We start from the raw sequence: 23592 nt of genomic DNA, 5'->3' as shown, positions 1-23592 counted from the left end.
CGCCCGTGCTTGGGATTATTCCCTGCCGCGCGCGTTCAGGAAAATGAACACGTAATACAGCAGCATGGCCAGGGAGGAAAGCGCGCCCACCACATAGGTCATGGCCGCCCAGAACAGGGCACTCTTGGCCTTTCCGTGGTCGAAGTAATTCATCAGGTGGGAACGGTCCAGCCATTTCAGGGCTCTGGAGGAAGCGTCAAACTCCACCGGAAGCGTGATGAAGGCGAAGATGGTGGTCATGGCAAACAGGCCGATGCCCAGCCCCAGCACCCACGGGGAACCGCCCATGGCCAGCAGGATAATGCCGATGATCAGCACGATGCTCACCAGATTGGAGGAGAACTGGACGATGGGAACCAGCGCGGACCGCAGGCCCAGCCAGTGATAGGCCTGGGCGTGCTGTACGGCATGCCCCACTTCATGGGCCGCCACGGCCGCGGCGGCAATGCTGTTGGAATTGTAAACGGACTCGCTCAGGTTGACGGTCTTGTCCGCCGGATTGTAATGGTCCGTCAGGTGGCCGGGGGTGGAAATCACCTTCACGTCCGTGATGTGGTTGTCCTTCAGCATCTGTTCCGCCACTTCCCGCCCGGTCACCGGAATGGGAATCTGGGAATATTCGCTGAAACGGCTCTTCATGCGCGCGCTGACCAGCCAGCTCAGAAGCATGGAGCCCAGCAGAATCATCCAGTAAATGGTATAGGAATGCTGCGGGGCGGTTTCCGCCGCCTGGGCCGTGTAGGAAAGGAAGTCGATATTGAATAATTCAATCATTGCAAGTTTGACCTTATATCATAAGGCTTTGTTGAATCCAGAGGGCGCCGTGTCAGCCGCCGGGAGAGGTTCCCCCGGCTTCTGTCATACGGAAACATGCGGAAGAACGGTGCATTCAATCGTCCGCCTTCTGGGAAAGAAGTTTGCCGTCCGGGGCATAGTAAAGCTCCAGTTTGCGGACGGCGGCGGTTTCTGACCGGCAGTCCACCCGGTACTTCAGGGCTCCCCTGGCGGTGATTTGCTTGGCGCGGCGGGGAGCGTACCCCGGGAAATCGCGGGCGATGGCCGCCGTAACGGGGGCGGGCAAATCCTGAAGGCGCATGTCCGCCTTAATCAGGCAGACGGTGCCGTCCGGATAAAGCTTGACGTCGTATTCCAGGCCGTTGAGGTGGAATTCCGCCTCGTAAACGTCTTCGTCGTTGTCGAAATCCCATTCGATGGCGCCGGCGTTCGGATACTGCTTCTGCACCTGTTCCTTCACGGGGGCAGGAACTCGGGAGGCCGGAATATCCGCCAAAGCCGGAAGGGTGAATGCGGCAGCGAGAGTGGTCGTAAGTATACGTGAAATATTCATAAATACGTGATAATTGTATTTATTCAAAAAACAAGAATCTTTTGTGAATGTCTTGTGACAATTCTGCCATCAATGGAATGAATCCGGGCATGGCGGGGTTTATTGTCGCCAAAAAGCGGGTGATGGAGTTGAATGACAGCATGCAACAGGGTATTGTTTATTTGCTTGGAGCGGGTCCGGGGGATCCCGGCCTGATGACCGTCCGCGGGCGGGAACTGGTGGAAGCGGCGGAAGTGCTGGTATATGATGCGCTGAGCTCGGCGGAACTGCTGAACTGGGCTCCTGCCGCATGTGAAAGGATTTTTGTGGGCAAGCGGGCTTCCCGCCACGCCCTGCCGCAGGAGGAAATCAATGCCCTGCTGGTCAAACTGGGACGCGCCGGGAAAAAAGTGGTGCGCCTGAAAGGCGGCGATCCCTACGTCTTCGGGCGCGGGGGAGGAAGCGGACGCCCTGCATGAAGCGGGCGTGCCGTTTGAAGTCATTCCGGGCATTACCTCCGCCATTGCGGGGCCGGCCTATGCGGGCATTCCGGTGACGCACCGCAAGTACTGCACGCAATTTACCGTCTTCACGGGCCATGAAGACGTGAACAAGAAGGAATCTTCCCTGGACCTGAAAGGAATCGCCGGAGCGCAGGGCACGAAAATCATGCTGATGGGCATGCAGAAGCTCGCGGACGTCTGCGAAGCCCTGACCGGATACGGGCAGGAGCCGTCCACGCCGGCCGCCGCCATCCAGTGGGCCACCACGGGCATTCAGCGCACGGTTACGGGCACTGTCCGGACGCTGCCCGCCAAGGTTCAAAAGGCCGGGCTGGGCGCCCCTGCGGTAGTCGTGATCGGGGATGTGGTGAAGGAACGCGACAGCCTGGCCTGGTTTGAAAAACTGCCCCTGTTCGGCAAGCGCATCGTGGTGACGCGCACCCGCGCCCAGGCCGGGGAACTGAGCGTGCGCCTGCGCCGTCTGGGTGCGGAAGTGCTGGAAATGCCCACTATCCGCATGGCCCCCCCTCCAACAAGCGGGAATTTGCGGAAGGCGTGGTGCACGCCCATACCTATGACTGGCTGGTGTTCTCCAGCCCCAACGGGGTGGAACGCTTCTTCCAGGCGTTTTTTGCCGTGTACCAGGACATCCGGAGCATCGGAGGCGCCAGGATTGCGGCCATCGGGCCCGGAACGGAGGCGAAGCTCCGGGAATACGGGCTGGCCGTGGATATCATGCCTAAAAAATTCGTGGCGGAAGGACTCGTCAAGGCCTTCAAGGACGCCCGCGAGGAAATCGGAACCATTGAGCACAGCACGTTCCTGTGGGTGCGCGGGGAGGAAGCGCGGCGCGTGATTTACGACGGCCTGACCGCTCTGGGAGCTATTGTGGACGAATGCATCGCCTACAGGACGGAAGCGGAAACGGAGGACGTGGCGGGAGCCCAGGCGGCTTTCCGGGAGCGGGGGGCGGATATCGTGACGTTCACCAGCTCCTCCACGGCGGAAAACTTTTTCAAGCTGGGGCTTCCGTGGCCGGACGGCTGCAAGGCCGCCAGCATCGGGCCCGTGACCACGGCAACCCTCAAGGAGCTGGGGCGCGCACCCTCGATTACCGCGAAAACGCACGACATCAACGGCCTGGTGGAGGCCATCGTCAAGGCCGCCGGCAAATAGGAAAAACGGTGCGCCCCGCGGGAGATGCCGGGGCGGAACGGATGGAAAAGCGTTATCCGGGGAAATGCCGTTTAAAAGCCATTGACGGCTTCCCAGCCGATGACCTTTCCATTTTCAAACAGGACATTATAGGAAACGGGCGGACGGCTGCCCAGGGGCATCGTGACGCCTATCCCGGTGCCTACCCCGGAATCCCTGCTGCGGAATCCGCCTCCGCCCAGGCCCACGGACCAGCCCGTGCCGCTCCGCGTGTAAATCCACCGTTCCGTATTCTTCCCGTTCATCCGGCCTGCCATCTTCTGTTCAGGTTCCCCCATGCCAGCAGGACCGCCATGGGGGACATGCCCTTTTCCAGCTCTCCGCGCGCCACTTTGGCCTGCTGCTCCTTCGGAAGCTGTTCATAGGCCTGCATATTCTTCGCGATGCGGTCGGACGGCGTGGGGGAACAGGCCCCCAGCAGCGCGAGGCAGGCGGGAAGCAGGACGAAAGGAAGGCTCGTTTTCATCATCCCACAAATAGCATGGCGTAAGATGGCTGGCAAGGTGCCAGCGCGGCTTTTCCGGAAAATGGAGGCGGGAAAATCCGTTATTCTGACATAAAAGCTCGCTTTTCCCGTAAATACATAATTGGTTATTGACAAGCATGGGGGGTAGGGGAGTAGGAATTCACCTCCAAATGCAACGCGCCGCAGATGCGGGAAAGGTTGCCGCCACTGTTTACCACTTCTATTTTTCCGAGCCGCCGATATGTCCAAAACGTTAATTATAGCAGAAAAGCCGAGCGTCGCCACTGATCTGGCGAGAGTCCTCGGCAAGGAGCTTGGGAAATTCACCCGGGACAAATCCGGCGCGTTTTACCAGAATGACCGGGCCATCATCACGTCCGCCGTGGGCCACCTGCTGGAACAGAAGAAGCCCATGACGGAGGGCGGCAAGTCCCTGCCATGGAAGTTCGACTATCTGCCCGTCATCCCCAGGACGTTTGAACTGGAACCCATCAAACAGTCGGAAGACCGCCTGAAAAAGGTTCTCCAGCTCGCCAAAAGCAAGGACGTGACGGAAATCGTCAACGCATGCGATGCCGGGCGCGAAGGGGAGCTCATTTTCCACAACCTGGTGCGTTACGGAAAATGGACCAAGCCTGCGCGCCGCCTGTGGATGCAGTCCATGACGGATGAAGCCATCCTGAATGCGTGGCACAGCATGCGGAGCGAGGCCGACATGCAGCCCCTGACGAACGCCGCCGTGTGCCGTTCCGAATCAGACTGGCTGGTGGGCCTGAACAGCACCCGCGCCCTTACCATCCTGCAATCCCGCGGAGGCTTCAACGTCACCCCCGCCGGACGCGTGCAGACCCCCACGCTGGCCATTCTGACGCAGAGGGAACTGGAAATCCAGGCGTTTGAACCGGTGCCCTATTCGGAAGTGTGGGCGGAATTCGGCGTGCAGTCCGGCTCCTACTCCGGCCGCTGGATTGACCGGGACTGGAAAAAGGACGACAACCCGCAGTCCCGCGCGGAACGCATCTGGGACCCGGAACAGGCGACCGTCATCCGCGACCGCTGCCGCGGCAAATCCGGCACGGTGACGGAGGAAAAGAAACCCGTCACAACCATCGCCCCGCTGTTGTATGACCTGACCTCCCTCCAGAGGGAAGCCGCCAACCGCTACGGCTTTTCCGCCAAGCGCACGCTGCAGCTGGCCCAGGAGTGCTATGAAAAGCACAAGGTGCTCACCTATCCCCGTACGGACTCCCGCTACCTGCCGGAGGACTATCTGGGCAAGGTCTACGGCATCGTGGGCACGGTGGCGGAGCAGGACCCGGAATTCGCCACTTTTGCGAAGGACATCCTGGACAACAAGCGCATCAAGCCCAACCGGCGCGTGTTTGACACGAAAAAGGTAAGCGACCACTTCGCCATCATCCCGACCGGCAAGATGGAAAAGCTTACCGGAGACGCGCAGAAACTCTTTGAAATGGTCATGGCCCGCTTCCTGGCCGTCTTTTTCCCCCGCCGTGTTTGAGGACACGCGCAGAACCACGCTCATTGCCCACCAGGGCGGCGTGACGGACGCCTTCCTAACCACGGGGCGCGTGCTGGTGGAACCGGGCTGGCAGGCCGTCTACGGACGCAAGGCGGGCAGTTCTTCCAAGGAAGAGCTGGTGCCCGTCCATGACGGGGAACAGGCTGCCGTGCGTGAAATTGAAATCCGCAACGCCATGACCAAGCCGCCCGCACGGTACAATGAAGCCACGCTGCTGGCCGCCATGGAAGGCGCCGGAAAGCTGGTGCATGACGAAGAACTGGCCGCCGCCATGAGCGAACGCGGCCTGGGCACTCCCGCCACCCGCGCCTCCATCATTGAAGGCCTGATTTCCCAGGAATACATTGTCCGGGACGGCCGCGAGCTTCTGGCGACGCGCCGCGGGATTGAACTGATCGCCCTGCTGGAACGCATCGGGCTGAAAACGCTTACCTCCCCCAGCCTCACCGGGGAATGGGAATACAAGCTCAAGCAGATGGAGCAGGCCGCCCTGCCGAGGGACTCCTTCATGGAAGGCATCAAGACTCTGACCGGGGAAATCGTAAAGAGAGTGAAAGACTTCCGGGAAGCCCAGCAGCAGGTGGAACTGCCGGAAATGGAACTGGACTGCCCGTCCTGCCATGCCCACGGCCTGAAAAACACGCTGGACGCCGTTTCCTGCCGTTCCTGCAAGTTCAGCATCCGCAAGGTCATCTCCGGCCGCGACATGACGGATGAAGAGCTGAAAACCCTCATTGTGGACGGCAAGACGGGAATCCTCCACGGATTCACCTCCCGGTTCGGCAAACCCTTTGAAGCGGGGCTGGAGCTCAACGACAAGTTCCGCGCCACGCTCTACTTCCCGGCACGGGAGGAGGACGAAGCCGCCGGGACGGAGGAAGCCGTGAAAGTGGCCTCCGTCACCATCCCGGACATGGGGGAACACGATGTGATGGAAACGGCCAAGGCCTGGAAAGTCCCTTCCCTGGCCATTGGAAAGGAAAATGCCGCCGTCTCCGTTTCCCGGACCATCCTGGGCCGTGAAATTCCGCTGGACCAGGTGTTGAAGATTCTGGCGGAAGGAAAGTCCGACCTGATGAAGGGCTTCATCTCCCAGCGCACCAAGCGCCCGTTTGACGCTTATCTGGTCTTCAATGCGAAGACGGGCAAGATTGGCTTTGAATTCCCGCCCCGGGAAAAGAAATATCCGGCTAAAAAAGCTGCGGCCAAGTCGGAAGACAAGGAAAAAGCTTCGGCTTCCAAAACGGCCAGGACGCCCAAAACTGCCGGGAAAGGCGCGGGAAGAAGCGCTAAAACGGCAGAGGCGGCTCCTAAAAAAGGGAAGAAGCAATAACTGCGGTCCGAGGATTTTCTCCGGATGCGCGGTCAGGGTGGCATGAGGCCGCTGATTGGAGGGAATGATGAGGGGCGGGAGCTCCTCACTCCCGGGCAAGCCAAATTCAGTTTCCCTTGCTTCTTCCAATTCCCCCCGGTTTGTCACGGTCTCCCGCCCGGGAAAAAGGGCCTTCCGGCCCTTATCGGCCCTGCATGGCCTCCGGATGACATGTGATGAGGCCGTTTTCCCCTTTCTTGTTCCGGGTTCCCGATGCAGCGGCGGTCAATTAAAAGCTTTTATCCGGCCGGCCCTGTTGTTAGGGTTGCAGTTGCAACCCTGTGTTCCTGACGATGAAACTCCTTCTGCTTGCTGTGCTGGTATGGTGCGGCGCGGTTTGTGCGCCGGCTGATGAATATGCCTTTCCGGGCGAACGGGAATGGATATCCAAGCTCGGAGATGTGGTAAAAGGCAGTTTTCAATCCTGCACGGGTTCCAGATTGGCGCTTAAAACGGGGCGGAAACGTGTGGAAATTCCGCTGAACCGCCTGGATGAGGAAGACGCGGCGCTGGCGGCTTCCCTAACGGGCACGGCGGCGCGCCGGGACCTGAAGCTGGCCGCGATGCTCTGGCCGTTCCTGATGAAGGAACTGGAAAAAGCAACGTGGACGCCGGTGGAAAAAGACATCACTCCCCGCTATAATGAAGCGGCCCGGAAAAACCCCACCAGAACCTTGACGGGAACCAGGAAGGTGGACGGGCTGGTCTGTACCACCTCCCTTTCCGCCATCAAGGGCCCTCCGTTCCGAATCCAGGAATACTGCCGCCCGCAGGCGCGCCCGGAAAGCGGGAGGGGGCAGAAAAACTTTGACATGGTTCTGGACCAGGGAAGCCTTTACGCCTATTACGATACCGGAAAAGGCCTGCTCATTCCCTCCAAATACATGCCTGAGGAACGGACGGAAATGCGCGCTCCCGTTTCCTCCCTGCTCCCTCCGGGCGAACGACTCGCCGCAAGGGAGACAAAATCCTACAGCAATGCGGACTACTCCCTGTCCATGGAAAGCCGCCCCGTCAAGGGAGCCTATGAAACGTGCAAGCCCAATTCCCTGGGAAAAAAGAAGCTGGTGATGTACTGGAATACGGAGGGCAAAATGGTCTGCGGCATCATGAAGCTGGACTACGACAACATGCGCGTTGCCGCCCTGTTTGACGACCAGCGGAAGCTGATGAACGCTCCGGGACTGGGGTATGCCGTGATTCTTTCCCGCCTGGACAAAAAAGGCCGGGACTCCAGGGAGGACGGCCGTTACTACCATGTGGCGCTGGCCGCGGACGGGCTGCCCGTGTACCACCATGAAGGCCCGGAGGACGAGGCCGCCATGAACCCGCTGCTTTACGGGAAACTCCGTGATTCCGAAAAGAAAGCGGCGCTGGCGGAGGAAAGAAAACGCGAACAGGCATTCCGTGCCAGGCAGGAAGCTCGCCAACGCCTGGTGGAATCCGCCAGGAAGCGAAGAGAATAGTCCGTCCTTGAATCTTTTCTGGAAAGATTACTCCTCGGAAAGATGGTCCGGGTGAATGGAGTAGTGCCCGGGGGCGTCCAGCGTGTCAATAAGGGCCATGTCTTCTCCGTCCAGGGAGAAGCCGAAAACGTCCAGGTTGGCTTTGATTCTGTCCGCATGCACGGATTTGGGGAGGGGCACGATGCCGCGCTGGAGTTCCCAGCGGAGGCATATCTGGGCTACGGATTTTTTATGCTTGTCCGCGATGCGGCGCAGGACGGGTTCCTCCAGTACGCCTCCGCGGGCCAGGGGGCCCCATGATTCCACCAGAATGCCGTGTTCCCGGCAGAAGGCGACCGCTTCCGTCTGGTGGTACCTGGGATTGATTTCCAGCTGGTTCACCATGGGGATGGTATCGGCTTGTTCCATCAGGGCTTCCAAATGGCGGGGAAGGAAGTTGCTGACGCCGATGGCCCTTGCCTGGCCCTCCTTGTAAAGGCGCTCCATGGCTTTCCAGGTTTCCCTGTTCAGATCTCTGTAGTCCTTCTCATATCCGGCGGGGATGGGCCAGTGGATCAGGTACAGGTCCAGATAATCCGTTTCGAGGCGGTTCAGGGAGGCGTCAAAAGCGCTCAGGGTGCTTTCATAACCCTGGTCCGTGTTCCAGACTTTGCTGGTGATGAAGATTTCCTCCCGCGGAATGGAGCTTTCCCTGACGGCGCGCCCCACCGTTTTTTCATTGCCGTATACGCTGGCTGTGTCAATGAGGCGGTAGCCTGCTTCCAGCGCGTCAAGAATGCTCCGGGTTCCCGACGTGTCGTCCGGGGCCAGGTAGGTTCCGTAACCGATGCCGGGAATGGGGAGGCCGTTGCTCAGCCGCTGCGTATCTCCGGGGGAAGTGATGATTTTCATACTCTTCATGAAGCACCCTCCGCCGGAAACGGTAAAGAGAACGCCTTGTCATGAGTGCGGCATGCGCGGCAGAAAGGGGAGGGATTATTTCCCGGCCTGGAGGCAGCGGTAGTAATAGTCCACGCGGGAGATGAACCAGCTCCATTTATAGCCGGGGCGGCCGTTGGTCATCAGCGGGGCGGGGCAGTTCTTGCCGGACCAGTAGTTGTGGGGCACCACGTTGCGCAGGGGGACGTTGTAGCGCATCATCAGCAGGGCCGCCAGCTTGGCTGTCTTGTTGTAGATGACGACGGGGTTGTGCGTGGTGCATTCGCACATTTCAATGGCTACGGAGTATTGGTCGCCCGGGCCGGAGTGGTCCGCGTGGTGGCCCGTTTCCGTCGTGGGAATGTGCTGGTACGCGCCGAACTGGTCCACCGTGAAGTGCCAGTTCAGGCTGCGGGATTTGCCGCTGTTCAGGTAGCGGGAATGGGCGTTGGCGTCTCCCTTGGGGTTGGCGGTGCTGTGGATGGTGATGAAGCGGGGGCGCATGGAGGCCGCATGCCTGCGGGCATACGTGCTTTTGGGCATGTAGGAGACGCGGATGCCCACCTCACGGCCCATCTGGTTGGACGTGCGGGGGACTACCGGGGCTTTTTGAATTTTGAAGGAGACGGCCGGCGGTCTCATTTTATCGTTCTGCGAGCAGCTGCAGAACGCCAGGGCGGCGAATACGGCAAGAAAGCCCGTCCAGACAGATCTATATTCCATGTGTTTGTTCTAGAAACAGCCCGGAAGGATTGCAAGCAGAATTTGGAATTAGTTCAAGTGAACTAATCAAGCCGTGTCATGGAGCTGCGGGTGCTCCCGGAGAGGAAGGCGCCAGACGGGCCGCGCCTTCGGGGGAAGGGCGGCCCGTCTGGAAAGGATGCGGCGCCGGAAAAGCCCGGCCAAGCCGCGTTATTTGAGGATTTGAGTGAGGACGTATTGCAGGATGCCGCCCGCCAGGTAGTATTCCTTTTCAATGGGCGTATCAATGCGGACGATGACGGGCACGTCAAACGCCTCCGCGTCTGCGGGCTGCACGCGTAGCGTGACCTGCTGGCGCGGGGCGATGCCGTTGTCCAGCCCCAGGATGGAGAAGGTGGCGTCCTTCAACGGGGCGATGCGGTCGTAGTCCGCCTTGTCGGCGAAGTTGAGGGGCAGCACGCCCATGCCGATGAGGTTGGAACGGTGGATGCGTTCAAAGCTCTTGGTGATGACGGCCTTGACGCCCAGCAGGTTCGTGCCCTTGGCCGCCCAGTCGCGGGAGGAGCCCATGCCGTAGTCTTCTCCGCCGATGACGATGAGCGGAACACCGTCCTGCGCGTAGGCCATGGCTGCATCATAGATGAAGGCGGGGGTTCCGGCGGCAGGGGTTATTTTCTTGTCCGGGGCGGGAATGGAGCGGTTGCCGAAGTACAGCGTATAGCCGCCTTCCGTGCCGTCCACCATCAGGTTTTTGATGCGGACGTTGGCGAAGGTGCCGCGGGTCATCACGCGGTCGTTGCCGCGGCGGGAGCCGAAGGAGTTGAAGTCTTTTCTGTCCACCCCCATGCCTTGCAGGTACAGCCCGGCGGGGCCCGTTTCCCGGATGGCTCCGGCGGGGGAGATGTGGTCCGTAGTCACGGAGTCGCCAAAGATGCCCAGGGGGCGGGCGTCCCGGATGTCCGCCAGCGTGCGGGGCTGGCCGTTGAAGCCGCAGAAGAAGGGCGGGTCCTGGATGTAGGTGGAGTTTTCATTCCACTGGAAGACGGAGCCCTCCGGCGCATACACGGCGGCCCAGCGTGGATTTTTGTCCGGCGTGATGGTGTATAGTTCCCGGTACGCTTCCGGATTGCGGGATTTGGCGACGGCTTCCGCGATTTCCCCGGAGCTGGGCCAGAGGTCTTTCAGGAAGACGGGCTTCCCGCTGCGGTCCGTGCCCAGCGGTTCCGTCTGGAAGTCGATGTCCACGCGTCCGGCCAGCGCGAAGGCGACGACCAGCGGAGGGGACATCAGGAAGTTGGTTTTGATGGAAGGATGGATGCGCGCTTCAAAGTTGCGGTTGCCGGAGAGGACGGAGGCGGCCACGATGTCATTGTTCCTGACCGCCTGTTCCAGTTCCGGATTCAGCGGTCCGGAGTTGCCGATGCAGGTGGTGCAGCCGTAGCCGACGGTTTCAAAGCCCAGGGCGTCCAGGGATTCCTGGAGCTGGTTGGCCGCAAAGTAGTCTGAAGCGATGCGGGAGCCCGGCGCAATGGACGTTTTTACGTGCGGCGGCACTTGCAGGCCCAGCGCGACCGCTTTTTTGGCGAGCAGCCCGGCGGCGAGCATCAGGCCCGGATTGGAGGTGTTGGTGCAGGAGGTGATGGCGGCGATGAGGATGCTGCCGTCTTTCAATTCCGCCTCCTGGCTGAAGCCTTCCACCGGAACGGGAACGCCAGCCGGAGAGTGCATGGTGACCTTGACCGCCGGGGATTCCTTTTTGCCGTAACCGCCTTCCGCCGCGGGCATGCCGGCGAGCTTGCGGAAGCTGTCCTTGATGGAGGCCAGGCGGATGTGGTCCTGCGGGCGCCTGGGTCCGGAAACGGCGGGTTCCACGGTGGACAAGTCCAGTTCCAGCTGAACCGTGTAGTCCAGTTCTCCATTGCGGGGCATTCCCCACAGGTCCTGGGCCTTGAAGTAGTTTTCGTACGTGGCGATGGCTTCCTCGCTCCTGCCTGTCTGGCGCAGGTAGTCGGAGCAGCGTTCGTCCATGGGGAAGAAGCCCATGGTGGCGCCGTATTCCGGGGCCATGTTCGCTACGGTGGCGCGGTCCGCCAGCGGGAGGGCCGCCGCTCCTTCCCCGAAGAATTCCAAATTTGCCTACCACGCCGTGGCTGCGCAGCATCTGGGTGACATGGAGCGCCAGGTCCGTGGCGGTCACTCCTTCACGGAGTTCCCCCGTCATGTGGACGCCCACTACTTCCGGCACCAGGAAGGTGACCGGCTGGCCGAGCATGCCGGCTTCCGCTTCAATGCCGCCCACGCCCCAGCCCACGACGCCGATGCCGTTGATCATCGTGGTGTGGGAATCCGTCCCTACCAGGGTGTCCGGGAAATAAACGCCGTCCTTTTCCATGACGCCCTGCGCCAGGTATTCCAGATTCACCTGGTGGACAATGCCCACGGAAGGGGGCACTACGGAAAAGGTCTGGAAAGCCTGCTGGCCCCATTTGAGGAATTCGTAGCGTTCCGCATTGCGCTGGAACTCGATGTCCAGGTTCTTTTCCAGGGCGTCCGTGCGGCCTGCCCAGTCTACCTGGACGGAGTGGTCCACCACCAGGTCCACGGGAACCAGCGGTTCAATGACGGAAGCGTCTTTTCCCAGTCCGGCCACGGCGGAGCGCATGGCGGCCAGGTCCACCAGCAGCGGAACGCCCGTCAGGTCCTGGAGGACGATGCGGGCCACCGTAAACGGGATTTCATAGGAACCGGGATTTTTGGCGTTCCAGGAGGCCAGGTTGTCCACATCCTTTTCCGTTACCTTCAGGCCGTCGCAATTGCGGAGCAGGGATTCCAGAACGATCCGGATGGAAACGGGAAGACGGTTCAGGCGGGGATAGCCGTTTTCCGACAGGGCTGGCAGTGAATAAAACTGTCCCGGGGTTCCGGTTCCCGTGGTGAACGTGCTCTTGGCAATCTTGGTCATGATGCGGAATAGAGGGTTAACTGTAAACAGGCGGCTGCCCTCCTGGCAGTCGCGGGTACTATACAGGCCAAATATGATAAGGCAAGGACTCTGTGTGACGGGGGGAGGATTTTTCCCCCTCTCCCGCAAGCGTGGAAATTCCTTTTTGCACGCGTGCTGCCGGTTTTTTCCGGCGTTTTTGCCTGTAAGACGCGCAGGAACTGACAACAGAACCAGGAAAAACTTGTAGAAGCACGGCATTTTGTTTAGATGGCAAGGATTTGCGTCTGGCATCCTGCTGTGCGCACCCCAATAAAAATCAAACTGGATTAAAGAATATGTCTGAGTTAGAAAGACCAAACAATACGCTTGCCATTTGTGCCCTCGTCTTTGCCGTTTTATGCAGCCTCGTAGGCCTCATTCTGGGCATCATAGGCCTCAACAAATATCCCGACAAGAGCAACGGCAAGACGATGAGCCTTATTGCCGTGATTCTCAGCATCGTCCTGATGCTGGTCGGCGGCTGGACTGCCTGGCGCAACTGATAAAAGGCTTCACCAGGCTCGTGAATCCAAGGCTTGCGGAGAACCGAAGATCCGCAGGCCTTTTTCATGGAATGAAACTGTTTTTCCTGTATCTGGCGCTGCTGGCTGCGGCATGCGCGGTGCTCCTGCTGGTGGATGACCCTTCCCGGTCCGGCTGGCTGCCGGAGTGCCTTTTCTATAAAACCACGGGTTATCTTTGCTACGGCTGCGGTTCCACCAGGGCCCTGCATGCCCTGCTTCATGGCCATTGGCTTGATTCCCTGCGGTACAACGTGCTGCTGGTTCCCACGCTCATCTGGCTGGGAACGCTGTTTTTCATCAGGGACAAGACCGTATTCCTGAGGGTGCTGACCGCCGGCGTGGCCGTACTTGCCCTGTTTACCGTGGCGCGCAATATTCCGCTGTCGTGACGGCCGCTTTTTTCCGGTTTCCGCCTTTTGCGTGCATGCCGGAATTTTGATAGAGTGCGTCATGAAACATTGAAAATAAGTTCGCGGCATTGTCCAACCCTCTGAAAGGGTTAAAGATGATGAACGCGAAAAAAACCTTATCAATTATTGCAGGAGCGGCAGCGGGAGCGCTGGTGCTGGCAGCCTGTTCAGGGCCGCAGGAAGAGAATTTGCGCATGGTGCCCCTGACGGTGCCTACGACCATGCCCATGACTTCTTACGGGCCGAATACGAGAGTGGTGGTGGCCGGGGTGGATTATACGGAGGTGCATGACGAGTGGATGAACCAGGACATTATGAAAAAAGCCACTCCCGGCAATACGCGGGTGGTGATCAGCCGCGGAAGCCAGAGGGGCCAGCTGATGGTGGGGGATGAAGTAGCCATGGATTTTCCCGTCTGTCTGGGGACCGCTTCCCACCGCACGCCCGTGGGCCATTTCCGCATTACGGAAAAGGCGGTGCACCACGTCTCCAATTTATATGATGCCTCCATGCCCTATTTCATGCGGCTGACGGACAGCGGCATCGGCATGCACGTGGGACCCGTTTTCCAGACGCCCCAGTCACATGGATGCATCCGCATGACCCGCTCCTCCTGTGTGCCGCTTTTCAAGACCGTTAAAGTAGGTACTCCCGTCACGATCGTGCAGTGACGCGGAGGAGAAGGCGGATACCGTTGGCGGAGAAGAGCTCCTTGCCTCCCTCTTGTGGCAGGTGAGGGGAATCCGGCGCTGGCAGAAAATGGTTTTTATTTTTATGATATGTTCATGGTCAAAGAATCGGGACGATTTCAATAGATGGATGAAAGCGTTGAAAATAAAAAACTCATTTTTTTAACACAAAACGCGCCTGGCCGTCGCTATTTCAATGAACGGCATGAAGATAAACGGCATTTGCTGCAAGTCGTATTGCCCCAACAACCCAAATCCTCCATGGCCTGCTGCCGATTGCCCACTCTCCATTCATCGGCAGCGGCATGGATGGAGGGCGTTTTTTTCAAACGCAGGCGTACCGGAATTGGTTGACTGCCTGCGGCCCGGGAAGCAGCCTTCATGAATCTTCTTCCGGAGTACTACTTTTATCCCTTTCCGGAACCTCTTATGCATGGGACGCCGCATTCAGCATCTTTGTTTCCTGTCTCCCGTCTTACAGCATAAGTGCGCATGGAATCTTGCATGGAACCGAGAGCCGGTTCTTTATCCGGCCACACTTCGTCCTCCGGATTTTTAACGGATTGATGGATAGGTGAGGTTCACCTTCCGTTTTTTCCATAAGCTACTTTTCCCCGGATTTTCTGTCCGCTGCCTCCCGGCGAAGCTGGGGCAGGTATTTTCCATACCCCTGCGCTTCCATATCCTGTTCAGGAATGAATTTCAGGGAAGCGCTGTTGATGCAGTAGCGCAGGCCGCCGCGGTCCTTCGGGCCGTCCGTGAAGACGTGCCCCAGATGGGCGTCCCCCGTTTTGCTGCGGACTTCCGTACGGCGCATGCCGTGGGAAAGATCCTGTTTTTCCTGAATCAGTTCTTCCTTGATGGGCCGGGAGAAGCTGGGCCAGCCGCAGCCGGAATCAAACTTGTCCGTGGAAAGAAACAGGGGTTCCCCGTCGTAACGTCCACATAAATGCCGGGCTTGTCGTTATTGAAATATTCGTTGCGGAAGGGAGGTTCCGTCGCATTGTTCCGCGTAACTGCAAATTGCTCGGGCGTCAGGCTGCGGCGCAGCTCGTCATCCGGTTTTTTCCGGTAGACGGGAGCGGCTTCCCTGGCCTGGGCCGCCTCCTGGAACTTGCCGGGCGGAATATGGCAGTAGCCGCCGGGGTTGTTGTCCAGATAGCGCTGGTGGTATTTTTCCGCCCGTGAAAATTGACGCAGGGGTTGAACTTCAATCGCCACGGGCTGCTTGAAGTGCTGCTGGAGCCGTTTCAGGGAGGCTTCTATAATCGGCTTGTCCTTCTCATCCGTATAATAAATGCCCGTGCGGTATTGAACTCCCCTGTCGTTTCCCTGCTTGTTGACGGAAACGGGATCAATGATGGAATAGTATTGTTCCAGCAGGAACGGGAGGCTGAGTTCTTCCGGATCAAATACCACTTTTACCGTTTCCGCGTGGCCCGTGCGTCCGCTGCAGACTTCCTCATACGTGGGGGAGGCAGTGGAACCGTTGGCATACCCCACTTCCGTTTCCTTGACTCCGTGAATCAGGGAGAAGTACTTTTCCACTCCCCAGAAACAGCCTCCTGCCAGATAAATCGTTTTTAAATCCTTGTTGTCCATATGATGTCTGTTTTTGTTGCCTGCCTGTCCGTTTTCTCCGCAGGAGAACAGGGAAAGCATGGCTACTGCGGCCAGAATGGCGCATGCCAGTCCGGCCAGGGTCCATGGTCCGTGGTAAATACGTTTCATAAACGCTGTATGGGGTCGTCTTCCGGTGCGGGTGCAGTTGCTCCCTTGGCTGAAGAACCTGCCGTTCCACAGCTTTTCCGGGAAGATGAAGGATTAGACAACGCCGAGCCTGTTCCGTTCGATGCCTGTGTCAACGTCCCCCCGATTCCTCCGGCTCTTCCGGTTGCATCATGTTTTTCAGCCACTGGTAAACCGCCCGGTCGGCAGCGTCCGGTTTTCTGCTCGTCTGCATGCTGAACCCGTACCTGGTGTGGAAATTGAAAACCGCCAGGGAAGGGCTCAGGCCGATGGAGAGCCCGTCCATCCGTATTTCCACTTCCTGCGGGTCATGGGTGGTGAAGTCAAGGCGCCCGGCATTGCTGACGGACCCCGCATAATGTTCCAGGAAGGGCTGGATGCCGGCCAGGAAGGAGGAGTCCAGGGCCATGGGATGATTTTCCGGGGAAGAAGCTTTCCTGATAAGAATTGCGGGAGGCGCTGTGGCGGAATGAGCGGCTCTCAGCGTATTCAGCGGAACGTTCCACAAAAAGGAGAACAGTCCCGTGCCCAGGAGAAAGAGGGGAACGGCCAGGACGGCAATCCATTTGCCCGGCTTGTTTCCTGATTGATGACGGGACCGTCTTCCGTTCATGAAGGATAACATGGCATAATGTTCCGTGGGGGTCCATGAAAGAATTGGACCGTGGAGCAGAGGAAAAATCCCGTCCTTGCATCAGGGGATTTTGCGCCATCACAGGGATAACATGAAAAACGCACGCTGGAAATCATGTATAGTATCATCAGGGCCCAGTACTATTTATGAAAAGAGAGCTGATTTTATCTCCGTTTTTTTTATTTTTCATTTTTTTAATGTTTGCCGCGAATTTGTCCCTTGCGGAAAAATATCCTTCACTGGACGTTCCGGAGGACATCCCGCTTCAAGTAAGGGAGGCTTCTTCCCTTCAGTCCCCCTACTCAGGAGGCCATTCCGTAAAGCAGGCTGTGGACGGTTCTCTGGAATCCGCCAACTGGCATGTTCCCGGAGCGCGGCATGTGGAGGGGGAATTTGTATTTGAAGTGCCGGACACCATTCATTACATCACCTTTTCCGGAGCCAATTTCAGTGAAGTTTCCGTGTCCGCCATGTCCGGCTCGTCGTGGAAGAACCTTGGAAAGTTTGATATAGGCGGCTCCAAAATGATCAGGTTTAAAAACCCTCTTCAGAAAGTTCAGAAAATCAAAGTGGAGGTTGATTACCCTGAAGGAGCTTCCCCGGCGTTTACCGTACGGGAGATCAGTTTTTACAAAAAGGCGGAATCCACGCTCAACCGGCAATTGCTGAAAGTGTTCAGAGACACGAGCTGTTCCTCCATCAATCCCAGGTGCACTCTGGCAGACCTCAAGGCGCTGCCGGAGTTTTTGCAGCTCATTGCGCGGAAAGTGAAATCCGGCGCCTATGAAGACAAGGAATTCCGCATTGCGTCCTACAAGGCTTACAGCCATCCGGAGTTTGCCGCCAAGGTGAGAAATATCAACGCCCTGAACAAATTTGACAATCCCACCGGAATTGCTGCGGAGAAAGGAGATGAAATCCTTGTATTCGTGGGTCCCACCCATGGAGAGGATATTGCGCTGGCTTCCGTTTCCCCGGCGGGAATCGAATCTTCCACCTATCCCCTGAATGAAGGAGTAAACAAAATCAAAATCAACCGTTCGGGATTGCTTTATGTGATGTACCACACCGATATCAGCACGCCCAAGAAGCCTGTGAAGGTGCACATCCCCGTGGGCAGCGGGACGGTGAACGGATATTTTGACGTGACGAGGCACACGGACAAGGACTGGAAGCGGATGATCGGCAAGGCCCCCCACAGCATGTTCGACATCGTGGGGCGGTATTCCATGATGATCCTTCACACGGAATATCTGAAGGCTTACAGCCCGGATTCCATCACGAAATCCGTCAGGGTGTGGGATGAGAGCGTCAGGGCCATGTGGAAAATCATGGGCTTTGACAAATATCCCCAGCCGCATAACAACCGGCAGCTTGGAGTTTCCGTAGAAGGCGGAGCCCATATGTTCGCCACCTGGTATTACTGCGGCTACAGCGTCGGGGATCAGGGAAATACGCTGAAAAATGAAGTGCTCGCCCCCGGCGTTCTTCAGGGGAACCGCCTCTGGGGATTCGGGCATGAAGTCGGCCACTGCTACCAGCATCCGTTCAACTGGCGCAGCATGTCTGAAAGCTCCAATAACTTCTTCGCCCAGTTGATCCTGGACCAGGTGACCAACCCCATTAACGGCAATGAACTGGCCTCCGACATGGAAAACCCGTGCAAGTACCTGCTGTCAGAGGCGGTAAAGGGCCTGCCGTTCCATGATCTGAACGGCTGGGCCAAGTGGGGTTTTGCCCAATATTCCTTCTACCTGTATTTCCATAAGCTGGGCATCAACCCGGAATTTTATCCTGCGCTGTTTGAATCATTGCGCCGCAAGCCGCTTTCCAGGCAGGCGTATGAGGTTTCCGAGGCTCATCTGGCCCTGTATGAACGCATCTGCAATGTCAGCAGGACGGACTTTACTGATGACTTTGAAATTTTCAATTGGTTCGTCCCGATTGACCACAAAGGGAACCAGTATGGGGATTACAGCTTCAAGATGACGGAGGAAATGGCCCGCGCCTCCAAGGCCCGGATCGCCGCCAGGCGGTACCCCAAGCCGAAATTCCGCATCGCTTTCCTGCACCAGCATGGGAAAACGGTCGATTTGTGGGGACAGAACCTGCATGGTTCCCAGCTCAACGGGTATTGGACCAAATACAAGCAGAACGCGAAGCTCAGCCCGTCCGTGAGCGCCTCCAAAAAGGACAGCATGATTATTGTGCGGAATGGGGAGAATGCGGCCGCTTTCTGCGTAGTGACCAACGGAAAGGTGGTGGGTTATTATGACCGCCAGAAGTTTGATGTTTCCGGCGTGGAATGGAATGATACCTCCAAGGTGTACGCCATTCCGATTCAGACTGCGGAACCCTATAAGCTGATTTATTCCGCCACGCGCTCCTGACCTGGTTCCGGAGATTAGCGAAAGTCCCTTCCGGAAAATCTTTTCCGGAAGGGGCCGGGCGTTGGGGCGTCCTGTTATTCGGGCGCCTTGAAGTTGTACACGGGCCTGATGCGTTCCACGATTTCCGCCGTTTCATGGATGTTGCCCAGCACGCTTTCTCCATCCTTGTAGGCCATCGGCGCTTCATCCAGCGTAGCGCGGGAGACGCAGGTGGAGAAAATGCCCTGCATGGAAGCTTCGAATTCCTCCAGGGAAAGGTTGGCTTTGGCCTTTTTGCGGGACATGCTGCGGCCTGCGCCGTGCGGGGAGGAGGAATTGAATTCCTCGTTCCCCCTGCCAATGCAGATGACGGAGCCGTCCCGCATGTTCAGGGGAACGATGAGCTTTTCTCCAAGTCCGGCCCGGACGGCCCCCTTGCGGATGACGTTGTCTTCCGCAATGTAGTTGTGCACGGTGTCGAAGATTTCCAGGTCCGCGGCATCGTCCAGTAGCTCATGCAGCATCACGCGGCGGTTCAGGGCGGCGAAGCGCTGGGCCACCTTCATGTCCCGCATGTAGTTCAGCGTATCTTCTCCCTGCAGGTAGCAAAGGCCTTTCTTGCGTTCCTTGAGATAGGCGTCCGGGCAAGTGGCCACGGCAATCTTCTGGTAGCGCTCCGCAATCTTCAAGCCGAAGTTGCGGGAACCGGAGTGGATGCACAGAAAGGCGTCTTCCGTTCCCTGTGCTATTTCAATGAAGTGGTTGCCGCCGCCCAGGGACCCCACGGAACGGCGGTGCCTGTCTTTCTCCGTTCTCAGCACATCCACGCAGATGCGGGAGATTTCATCATCCAGTTCCGGATCATCCAGCAGGGCCTGGTGGACGGCGGAACGGGTGTTCCAGCCGAACGGGACGCGTTCGCGCAGGCGTTCGTCAAACCGGGAGAAATCCGGCAGACCGGCCAGCCTGGCCGTAAGCACTCCGCAGCCGATGTCCACGCCGATCAGGTTGGGAATCACCTTGTCCGTTTTCAGTTCAGCGGTGAAGCCGATGACGCAGCCGGCTCCGGCATGCACGTCCGGCATGATGCGCACCCGGCTTCCTTCAAAGGCGGGGTGGTTGCAGACGTCCCTGATCTGGGTGCGGGCCAGGTCTTCCAGTTCATCCGTGAACACGCGGGCTTCCGTGTATTTTCCGTCGATGGTGATCATGGTTTTATTTTCTTTTGGTTGAAGGGCGGGGGCCGCGGAAAGCGGCGCTGCGCCCTGTGACTCCGTTACCATAGCGCATTTACTGACTCTTGCATTATGCAAGTATTCATATAATATGACTTTAAAGTTATGTTTGAGCACCTTTTCGCAGAACGGGGGCTGTCCCTGGACCGCCTGAAAACCCTGATAGAAGTGGCCAAGGCGGGAGCATTGCCGCCGCCGCGCGCGGGGACAGCGCACGGCAAAGCCTGTATTCCCGCCAGATCAAGGAACTGGAGGAATTCTTCGGCGTGGAGCTGGCGGCCCGCCGCGGGAAAGTGCTGGCGCTTACCAGGTCCGGATGGGAACTGGTGCGCCTGGCCAGCGAAAGCCTGTGCCTGCTGGACGATTTCAAAAGCCGGAGCCGGAACCTGCCCTACCGGTTCACCATCGGCGCCGGAGACAGCCTCCACGCGTGGGTGGTTGCTCCCGTGCTTGCGGACATCCAGCAGCGCGGCCTGCCGTGGCTCTTTGCACTGGAGAACATCCGCAACAGTGAAATTCCCCTCAAGCTTCAGAACATGGATGTGGACTTCGGCATCGTGCGCACCAGCGCGCTGGCGGCGGAAGGGCTGGAAAGCCGGGCCATCTGCTCCATGGATTATGCGCTGTACGTGCCCGCGGCCCTGGCCGGAAAAAAGGTGCGGGGAAGGGAGGAGGATTTTTCACGCCTGCTGGGCATGTTCCCCCTGGCTACGCTGGGGAGCGGTTCCGGCTTCCATGCCTCGCTGAAACGGAATTGCGCGGAATTCGGCATCAGGCTGCGGGTGCAGTGTGAAACGCAGTCCTTTCCCTTTGCGGCGCGCATGCTGAAAAGCGGGGCGTTCATGGCGGTTCTCCCCTGCATGGCGGAGGCGGAGCTGGGCGGGGGATTCGTCAAGGTCACCCATCCTGCGCTGGACAGGCTGTCCCGCAGTATTTCCCTGGCCTGGAATCCCCGCCTGCTGCGCGTGAGGCCTTCCGCCCGGCGCGTGATTGACGTTTTTTCCGCTCCGGAACGGGAATAGCAGAAGAGAAATCAATCCGAATCCACGCCAAGCTTGTTCTTCCGGTAGTGGTCCAGGGAAATGCGGTAGAAGTACACGATCGCCAGCAGATTCAGTAGCGCGCCTGCGCCGAAGGCCCAGTTCAGGTTCAGGTAAGCGTAAATCTTGCCCCCGAAAAACATGCCCGTGCCCACCCCGATGTCAAAAGCCGTGAAAAACGTGGAATTGACGGCGCCCCGGTGGCCGCGGTCCGCCATGTTCAGCTTCATGGTCTGGAAGGTGGGGATGAAGATGCCGAAGCCGAAGCCGATGAGGATGGCGGAGGTATAATAGACCCATTCCAGCGGCGCAAACGCCAGCGCGCCGAAGCTGACAGTCAGGATGCCCAGCGAGATGACGGAAAGTTCCGCCACGCGCCCGCGGTCGATCTGCCGGCCCACCATGAACCGGGAGACCAGCATGCCCAGCCCCATCAGCGCATAAAACAGCCCGGCATACTTGAAACCGTACATTTTCCCGTACAGGGCGGAATACACGGCCACAACGCCGTAGGAGAAAGAGGCGATCATCACATTCACCGCCAGTGGAATGCCCACGCGCAGCACCAGGCGGTCCAGCACCTTTTTGGGCGTTTCATGCACGGACTCCTGAACGGGGCGCCTGGGGGCGCGGATGAGGGAGGCGATGCCCGCCCCAGCCAGGCACAGGACCAGGGAGCTCCACGTAATCACGTAAAAACCGTACTGCTGGTATACCTGGAGGCCGATGACGGGTCCCAGGCACATGCCCAGCGTCATCGTCATGCCGAAAAAGCCCAGGCCCTCCCCGCGGCGGGAAGGGGGGATGATATCCACGGCCATCGTCGGACCGGAGGTGGTCATGCCGCCCCAGATCAAGCCCTGCACGAAGCGCGTCAGGAAAAACGCCAGGGCGGTGGCGGCCACGGCATACCCTGAAAAGGACAGGGCCAGCAGGATATAAACCGTGATGTAAATCTTCTTGCGGTCCCCGGTATCCACCCGGTGCGCGAACCAGGGGCGGGAAATGATGGCGGCCAGCACGTAAATGGACATGATCCAGCCCAGCCAGCCGGAGGAAACCTGCAACTGCCCCGTCAGGTACAGCGGGAGAACGGGCACCAGTTCGAAGAAGGCCAGCCCCATCATCAGGTTGGCGCAGCAGGCCAGGACGTAGCCCCGCGTCCAGAGAGGCACTTTGACGGGCGGTGCGGTTTCCGCTGCCAATTCATCTCTGGTCCGGGTCATGCAGGGGTTGTACAGCCATCGGAAAAAGTTTCAAACGGTTGACGTGTCATGGCGCAGTTCCTGCCCTGGAAAGGAATGGCACAAGATATTTTAACCACAATGGACAAAATCCCCGGGTGATTGGGTACTGGGAACAGGGCCAGCGGATGGACGGCTGTCCGGAACATCGAATTTGCGCCGTTGGCGAGGTGGGATGCCTTCTTTTTTGCGTGCAGGGCCGCGCAGGCATGGTAGGGTACAGGGTATGAGCGTGATCACCAAGCGTGGAGACAGCGGAGAAACGGACCTGATGTTCGGCAAACGGAGCCCCAAGACGGCCCCGCGCATTGAAGCTTACGGAACGGTGGATGAATTGAATTCCCTGATTGGCGTAGTGCGCCATTCCGGAGTAAGCCCCCGGACGGTGGAAATGCTGGACGGCGTTCAGGCGCGCCTGGTGGGGGCCATGGGGGAACTGGCTACGCTGGAGGAGGATTTGCCCAAGTATGACGCCAAGGGTTATGCCCGCATTACGGCGGAGGACGTAGCATGGCTGGAGGAACAGGCCCATCTGCTGGAGAAGGAATGCGACATCCGCTTCAAGGGGTGGGCGCGCCCCGGCAAGGAGGGGTCACTGGGTTCCGCCTATCTGGACCTGGCCCGGTCCGTCTGCCGCCGCGCGGAACGCCGGGTAGTGGCACTGAGGCTGGACAATGCCTTGAGCAACGTGAACACGGCCCTCTTCCTGAACCGCCTTTCCGATCTTTGCTGGGTTCTGGCCCGCTTTGAGGCTCTGGACGTAAAGAAAAAGAGAGAAATCAGGAATAATACACCTCTCACAGCTTGTGGCCTGGGAGACTTGAAGTCTCATTCCGTTTCTAATGTCTCTGTACTGGGAGAATTCTCTCATTCTGGTAATGGAAAAGTCAACAGGTTTTTATGTGGAACAATTGAATCATATAAATCATCATTGATGTATTCCCTTTGCCATTGATGCAGGCATAGATTAGAGAAAGAGAACAATCTATTTTTTAAATCAATGATTCAAAGATTTAAATTTCAGGGAGCTTTATTCAAAATATGTCTCTAGAAATAATTTATGCTTAATATAATATTCTTCTATATTAGGATATTTCTTCTGGAATTATCGAAATTGGCGTATATTATATGTTAATTGATCAATTAAAAATTATAGAAAACAATTAAATTAAAATCCACTTTCGGTGCTATATATTACATTATTAT

Annotated in this window: 19 protein-coding genes and 4 pseudogenes; 12 read left to right on the top strand and 11 right to left on the bottom strand. The window is 58.1% G+C overall.

Annotation, left to right across the window (positions count from 1 at the left end):
• Positions 1–15 precede the first annotated feature (15 nt).
• Together PVA48_RS05145 and PVA48_RS05140 are read right to left on the bottom strand one after the other, a co-directional pair.
• The gene (locus PVA48_RS05145) at positions 16–687 is read right to left on the bottom strand and encodes a zinc metallopeptidase (protein ID WP_102728575.1); all 672 of its coding nucleotides are present in this window, start codon (positions 685–687) and stop codon (positions 16–18) included.
• A 202-nt stretch (positions 688–889) separates the two neighbouring features.
• Positions 890–1348, bottom strand: coding sequence for a PepSY-like domain-containing protein (locus PVA48_RS05140; protein WP_102726427.1), 459 nt, complete (start codon positions 1346–1348; stop codon positions 890–892).
• Between the two features lie 47 nt (positions 1349–1395).
• Between PVA48_RS05140 and cobA the strand changes: the two are divergent.
• Both cobA and PVA48_RS05130 read left to right on the top strand, forming a co-directional pair.
• A pseudogene (gene cobA, locus PVA48_RS05135) lies at positions 1396–2077 on the top strand (uroporphyrinogen-III C-methyltransferase); the annotation flags it as partial.
• Between the two features lie 308 nt (positions 2078–2385).
• Positions 2386–3006: a uroporphyrinogen-III synthase gene (locus PVA48_RS05130; protein WP_423232344.1), complete on the top strand. Its 621-nt coding sequence runs from the start codon at positions 2386–2388 to the stop codon at positions 3004–3006.
• A 71-nt stretch (positions 3007–3077) separates the two neighbouring features.
• Here the strand turns inward: PVA48_RS05130 and PVA48_RS05125 are convergent, their stop codons facing one another.
• Both PVA48_RS05125 and PVA48_RS05120 read right to left on the bottom strand, forming a co-directional pair.
• Positions 3078–3302: a hypothetical protein gene (locus tag PVA48_RS05125; RefSeq protein WP_423232343.1), complete on the bottom strand. Its 225-nt coding sequence runs from the start codon at positions 3300–3302 to the stop codon at positions 3078–3080.
• Complete coding sequence (locus PVA48_RS05120; RefSeq protein WP_423232342.1) at positions 3287–3514, bottom strand: hypothetical protein; 228 nt, start codon at positions 3512–3514, stop codon at positions 3287–3289. Before PVA48_RS05120 ends, PVA48_RS05125 begins: the two co-directional genes overlap by 16 nt.
• A gap of 238 nt (positions 3515–3752) precedes the next feature.
• Here PVA48_RS05120 and PVA48_RS05115 point away from each other — a divergent pair.
• The 3 genes and pseudogenes from PVA48_RS05115 to PVA48_RS05105 form a co-directional block, all read left to right on the top strand.
• A pseudogene (locus PVA48_RS05115) lies at positions 3753–5843 on the top strand (DNA topoisomerase); the annotation flags it as partial.
• A gap of 121 nt (positions 5844–5964) precedes the next feature.
• Complete coding sequence (locus PVA48_RS05110) at positions 5965–6384, top strand: topoisomerase C-terminal repeat-containing protein (RefSeq protein ID WP_423232494.1); 420 nt, start codon at positions 5965–5967, stop codon at positions 6382–6384.
• 332 nt (positions 6385–6716) lie between these two features.
• On the top strand, positions 6717–7889 hold the full coding sequence (locus tag PVA48_RS05105) for a hypothetical protein (protein ID WP_102728552.1): 1173 nt from the start codon (positions 6717–6719) through the stop codon (positions 7887–7889).
• A 27-nt stretch (positions 7890–7916) separates the two neighbouring features.
• Here the strand turns inward: PVA48_RS05105 and PVA48_RS05100 are convergent, their stop codons facing one another.
• The 3 genes and pseudogenes from PVA48_RS05100 to acnA form a co-directional block, all read right to left on the bottom strand.
• On the bottom strand, positions 7917–8780 hold the full coding sequence (locus PVA48_RS05100) for an aldo/keto reductase (RefSeq protein WP_218957692.1): 864 nt from the start codon (positions 8778–8780) through the stop codon (positions 7917–7919).
• An 84-nt stretch (positions 8781–8864) separates the two neighbouring features.
• Entirely contained in the window at positions 8865–9530 is a 666-nt protein-coding gene (locus PVA48_RS05095; RefSeq protein WP_022396802.1) for a peptidoglycan recognition protein family protein, read from the bottom strand.
• Positions 9531–9719: 189 nt separating this feature from the next.
• A pseudogene (acnA, locus tag PVA48_RS05090) lies at positions 9720–12471 on the bottom strand (aconitate hydratase AcnA).
• Positions 12472–12788: 317 nt separating this feature from the next.
• On the opposite strand from acnA, the gene PVA48_RS05085 reads away from it, so the two are divergent.
• From PVA48_RS05085 to PVA48_RS05070, 4 genes are all read left to right on the top strand, one after another.
• On the top strand, positions 12789–12995 hold the full coding sequence (locus tag PVA48_RS05085; protein WP_022396800.1) for a hypothetical protein: 207 nt from the start codon (positions 12789–12791) through the stop codon (positions 12993–12995).
• Between the two features lie 71 nt (positions 12996–13066).
• Entirely contained in the window at positions 13067–13405 is a 339-nt protein-coding gene (locus PVA48_RS05080; RefSeq protein WP_022396799.1) for a DUF2752 domain-containing protein, read from the top strand.
• A 116-nt stretch (positions 13406–13521) separates the two neighbouring features.
• Entirely contained in the window at positions 13522–14097 is a 576-nt protein-coding gene (locus PVA48_RS05075) for a L,D-transpeptidase (protein ID WP_215451306.1), read from the top strand.
• Between the two features lie 144 nt (positions 14098–14241).
• A complete protein-coding gene (locus PVA48_RS05070) occupies positions 14242–14469 on the top strand; it encodes a hypothetical protein (protein ID WP_146019166.1) in 228 nt (75 codons plus the stop codon).
• A 250-nt stretch (positions 14470–14719) separates the two neighbouring features.
• Here the strand turns inward: PVA48_RS05070 and msrB are convergent.
• Positions 14720–15717 (bottom strand): annotated as a pseudogene (msrB, locus tag PVA48_RS05065) (peptide-methionine (R)-S-oxide reductase MsrB).
• A gap of 259 nt (positions 15718–15976) precedes the next feature.
• The gene (locus tag PVA48_RS05060; protein ID WP_146019165.1) at positions 15977–16477 is read right to left on the bottom strand and encodes a hypothetical protein; all 501 of its coding nucleotides are present in this window, start codon (positions 16475–16477) and stop codon (positions 15977–15979) included.
• Positions 16478–16695: 218 nt separating this feature from the next.
• On the opposite strand from PVA48_RS05060, the gene PVA48_RS05055 reads away from it, so the two are divergent.
• Entirely contained in the window at positions 16696–18888 is a 2193-nt protein-coding gene (locus PVA48_RS05055; protein WP_180975208.1) for a M60 family metallopeptidase, read from the top strand.
• A 74-nt stretch (positions 18889–18962) separates the two neighbouring features.
• Here the strand turns inward: PVA48_RS05055 and PVA48_RS05050 are convergent, their stop codons facing one another.
• Complete coding sequence (locus PVA48_RS05050; protein WP_102722273.1) at positions 18963–20078, bottom strand: RtcB family protein; 1116 nt, start codon at positions 20076–20078, stop codon at positions 18963–18965.
• A 209-nt stretch (positions 20079–20287) separates the two neighbouring features.
• Between PVA48_RS05050 and PVA48_RS05045 the strand changes: the two genes are divergently transcribed.
• Positions 20288–21124 (top strand): LysR family transcriptional regulator, encoded by an 837-nt coding sequence (locus PVA48_RS05045; protein WP_423232493.1) that lies wholly within the window; start codon positions 20288–20290, stop codon positions 21122–21124.
• A gap of 11 nt (positions 21125–21135) precedes the next feature.
• On the opposite strand, the gene PVA48_RS05040 is transcribed toward PVA48_RS05045, so the two are convergent.
• Positions 21136–22368, bottom strand: coding sequence for an MFS transporter (locus PVA48_RS05040; RefSeq protein WP_102722237.1), 1233 nt, complete (start codon positions 22366–22368; stop codon positions 21136–21138).
• Positions 22369–22612: 244 nt separating this feature from the next.
• Between PVA48_RS05040 and PVA48_RS05035 the strand changes: the two genes are divergently transcribed.
• Positions 22613–23341: a cob(I)yrinic acid a,c-diamide adenosyltransferase gene (locus PVA48_RS05035; protein WP_423232341.1), complete on the top strand. Its 729-nt coding sequence runs from the start codon at positions 22613–22615 to the stop codon at positions 23339–23341.
• Positions 23342–23592: the final 251 nt, after the last annotated feature.

The organism is Akkermansia sp. JRP_AM1 (assembly GCF_049262625.1).
GTDB classification, from domain to species: Bacteria; Verrucomicrobiota; Verrucomicrobiia; order Verrucomicrobiales; family Akkermansiaceae; genus Akkermansia; species Akkermansia massiliensis.
The sequence above is the reverse complement of the archived record's forward strand: the minus strand, read 5'-3'. Positions and strand labels throughout refer to the sequence as shown.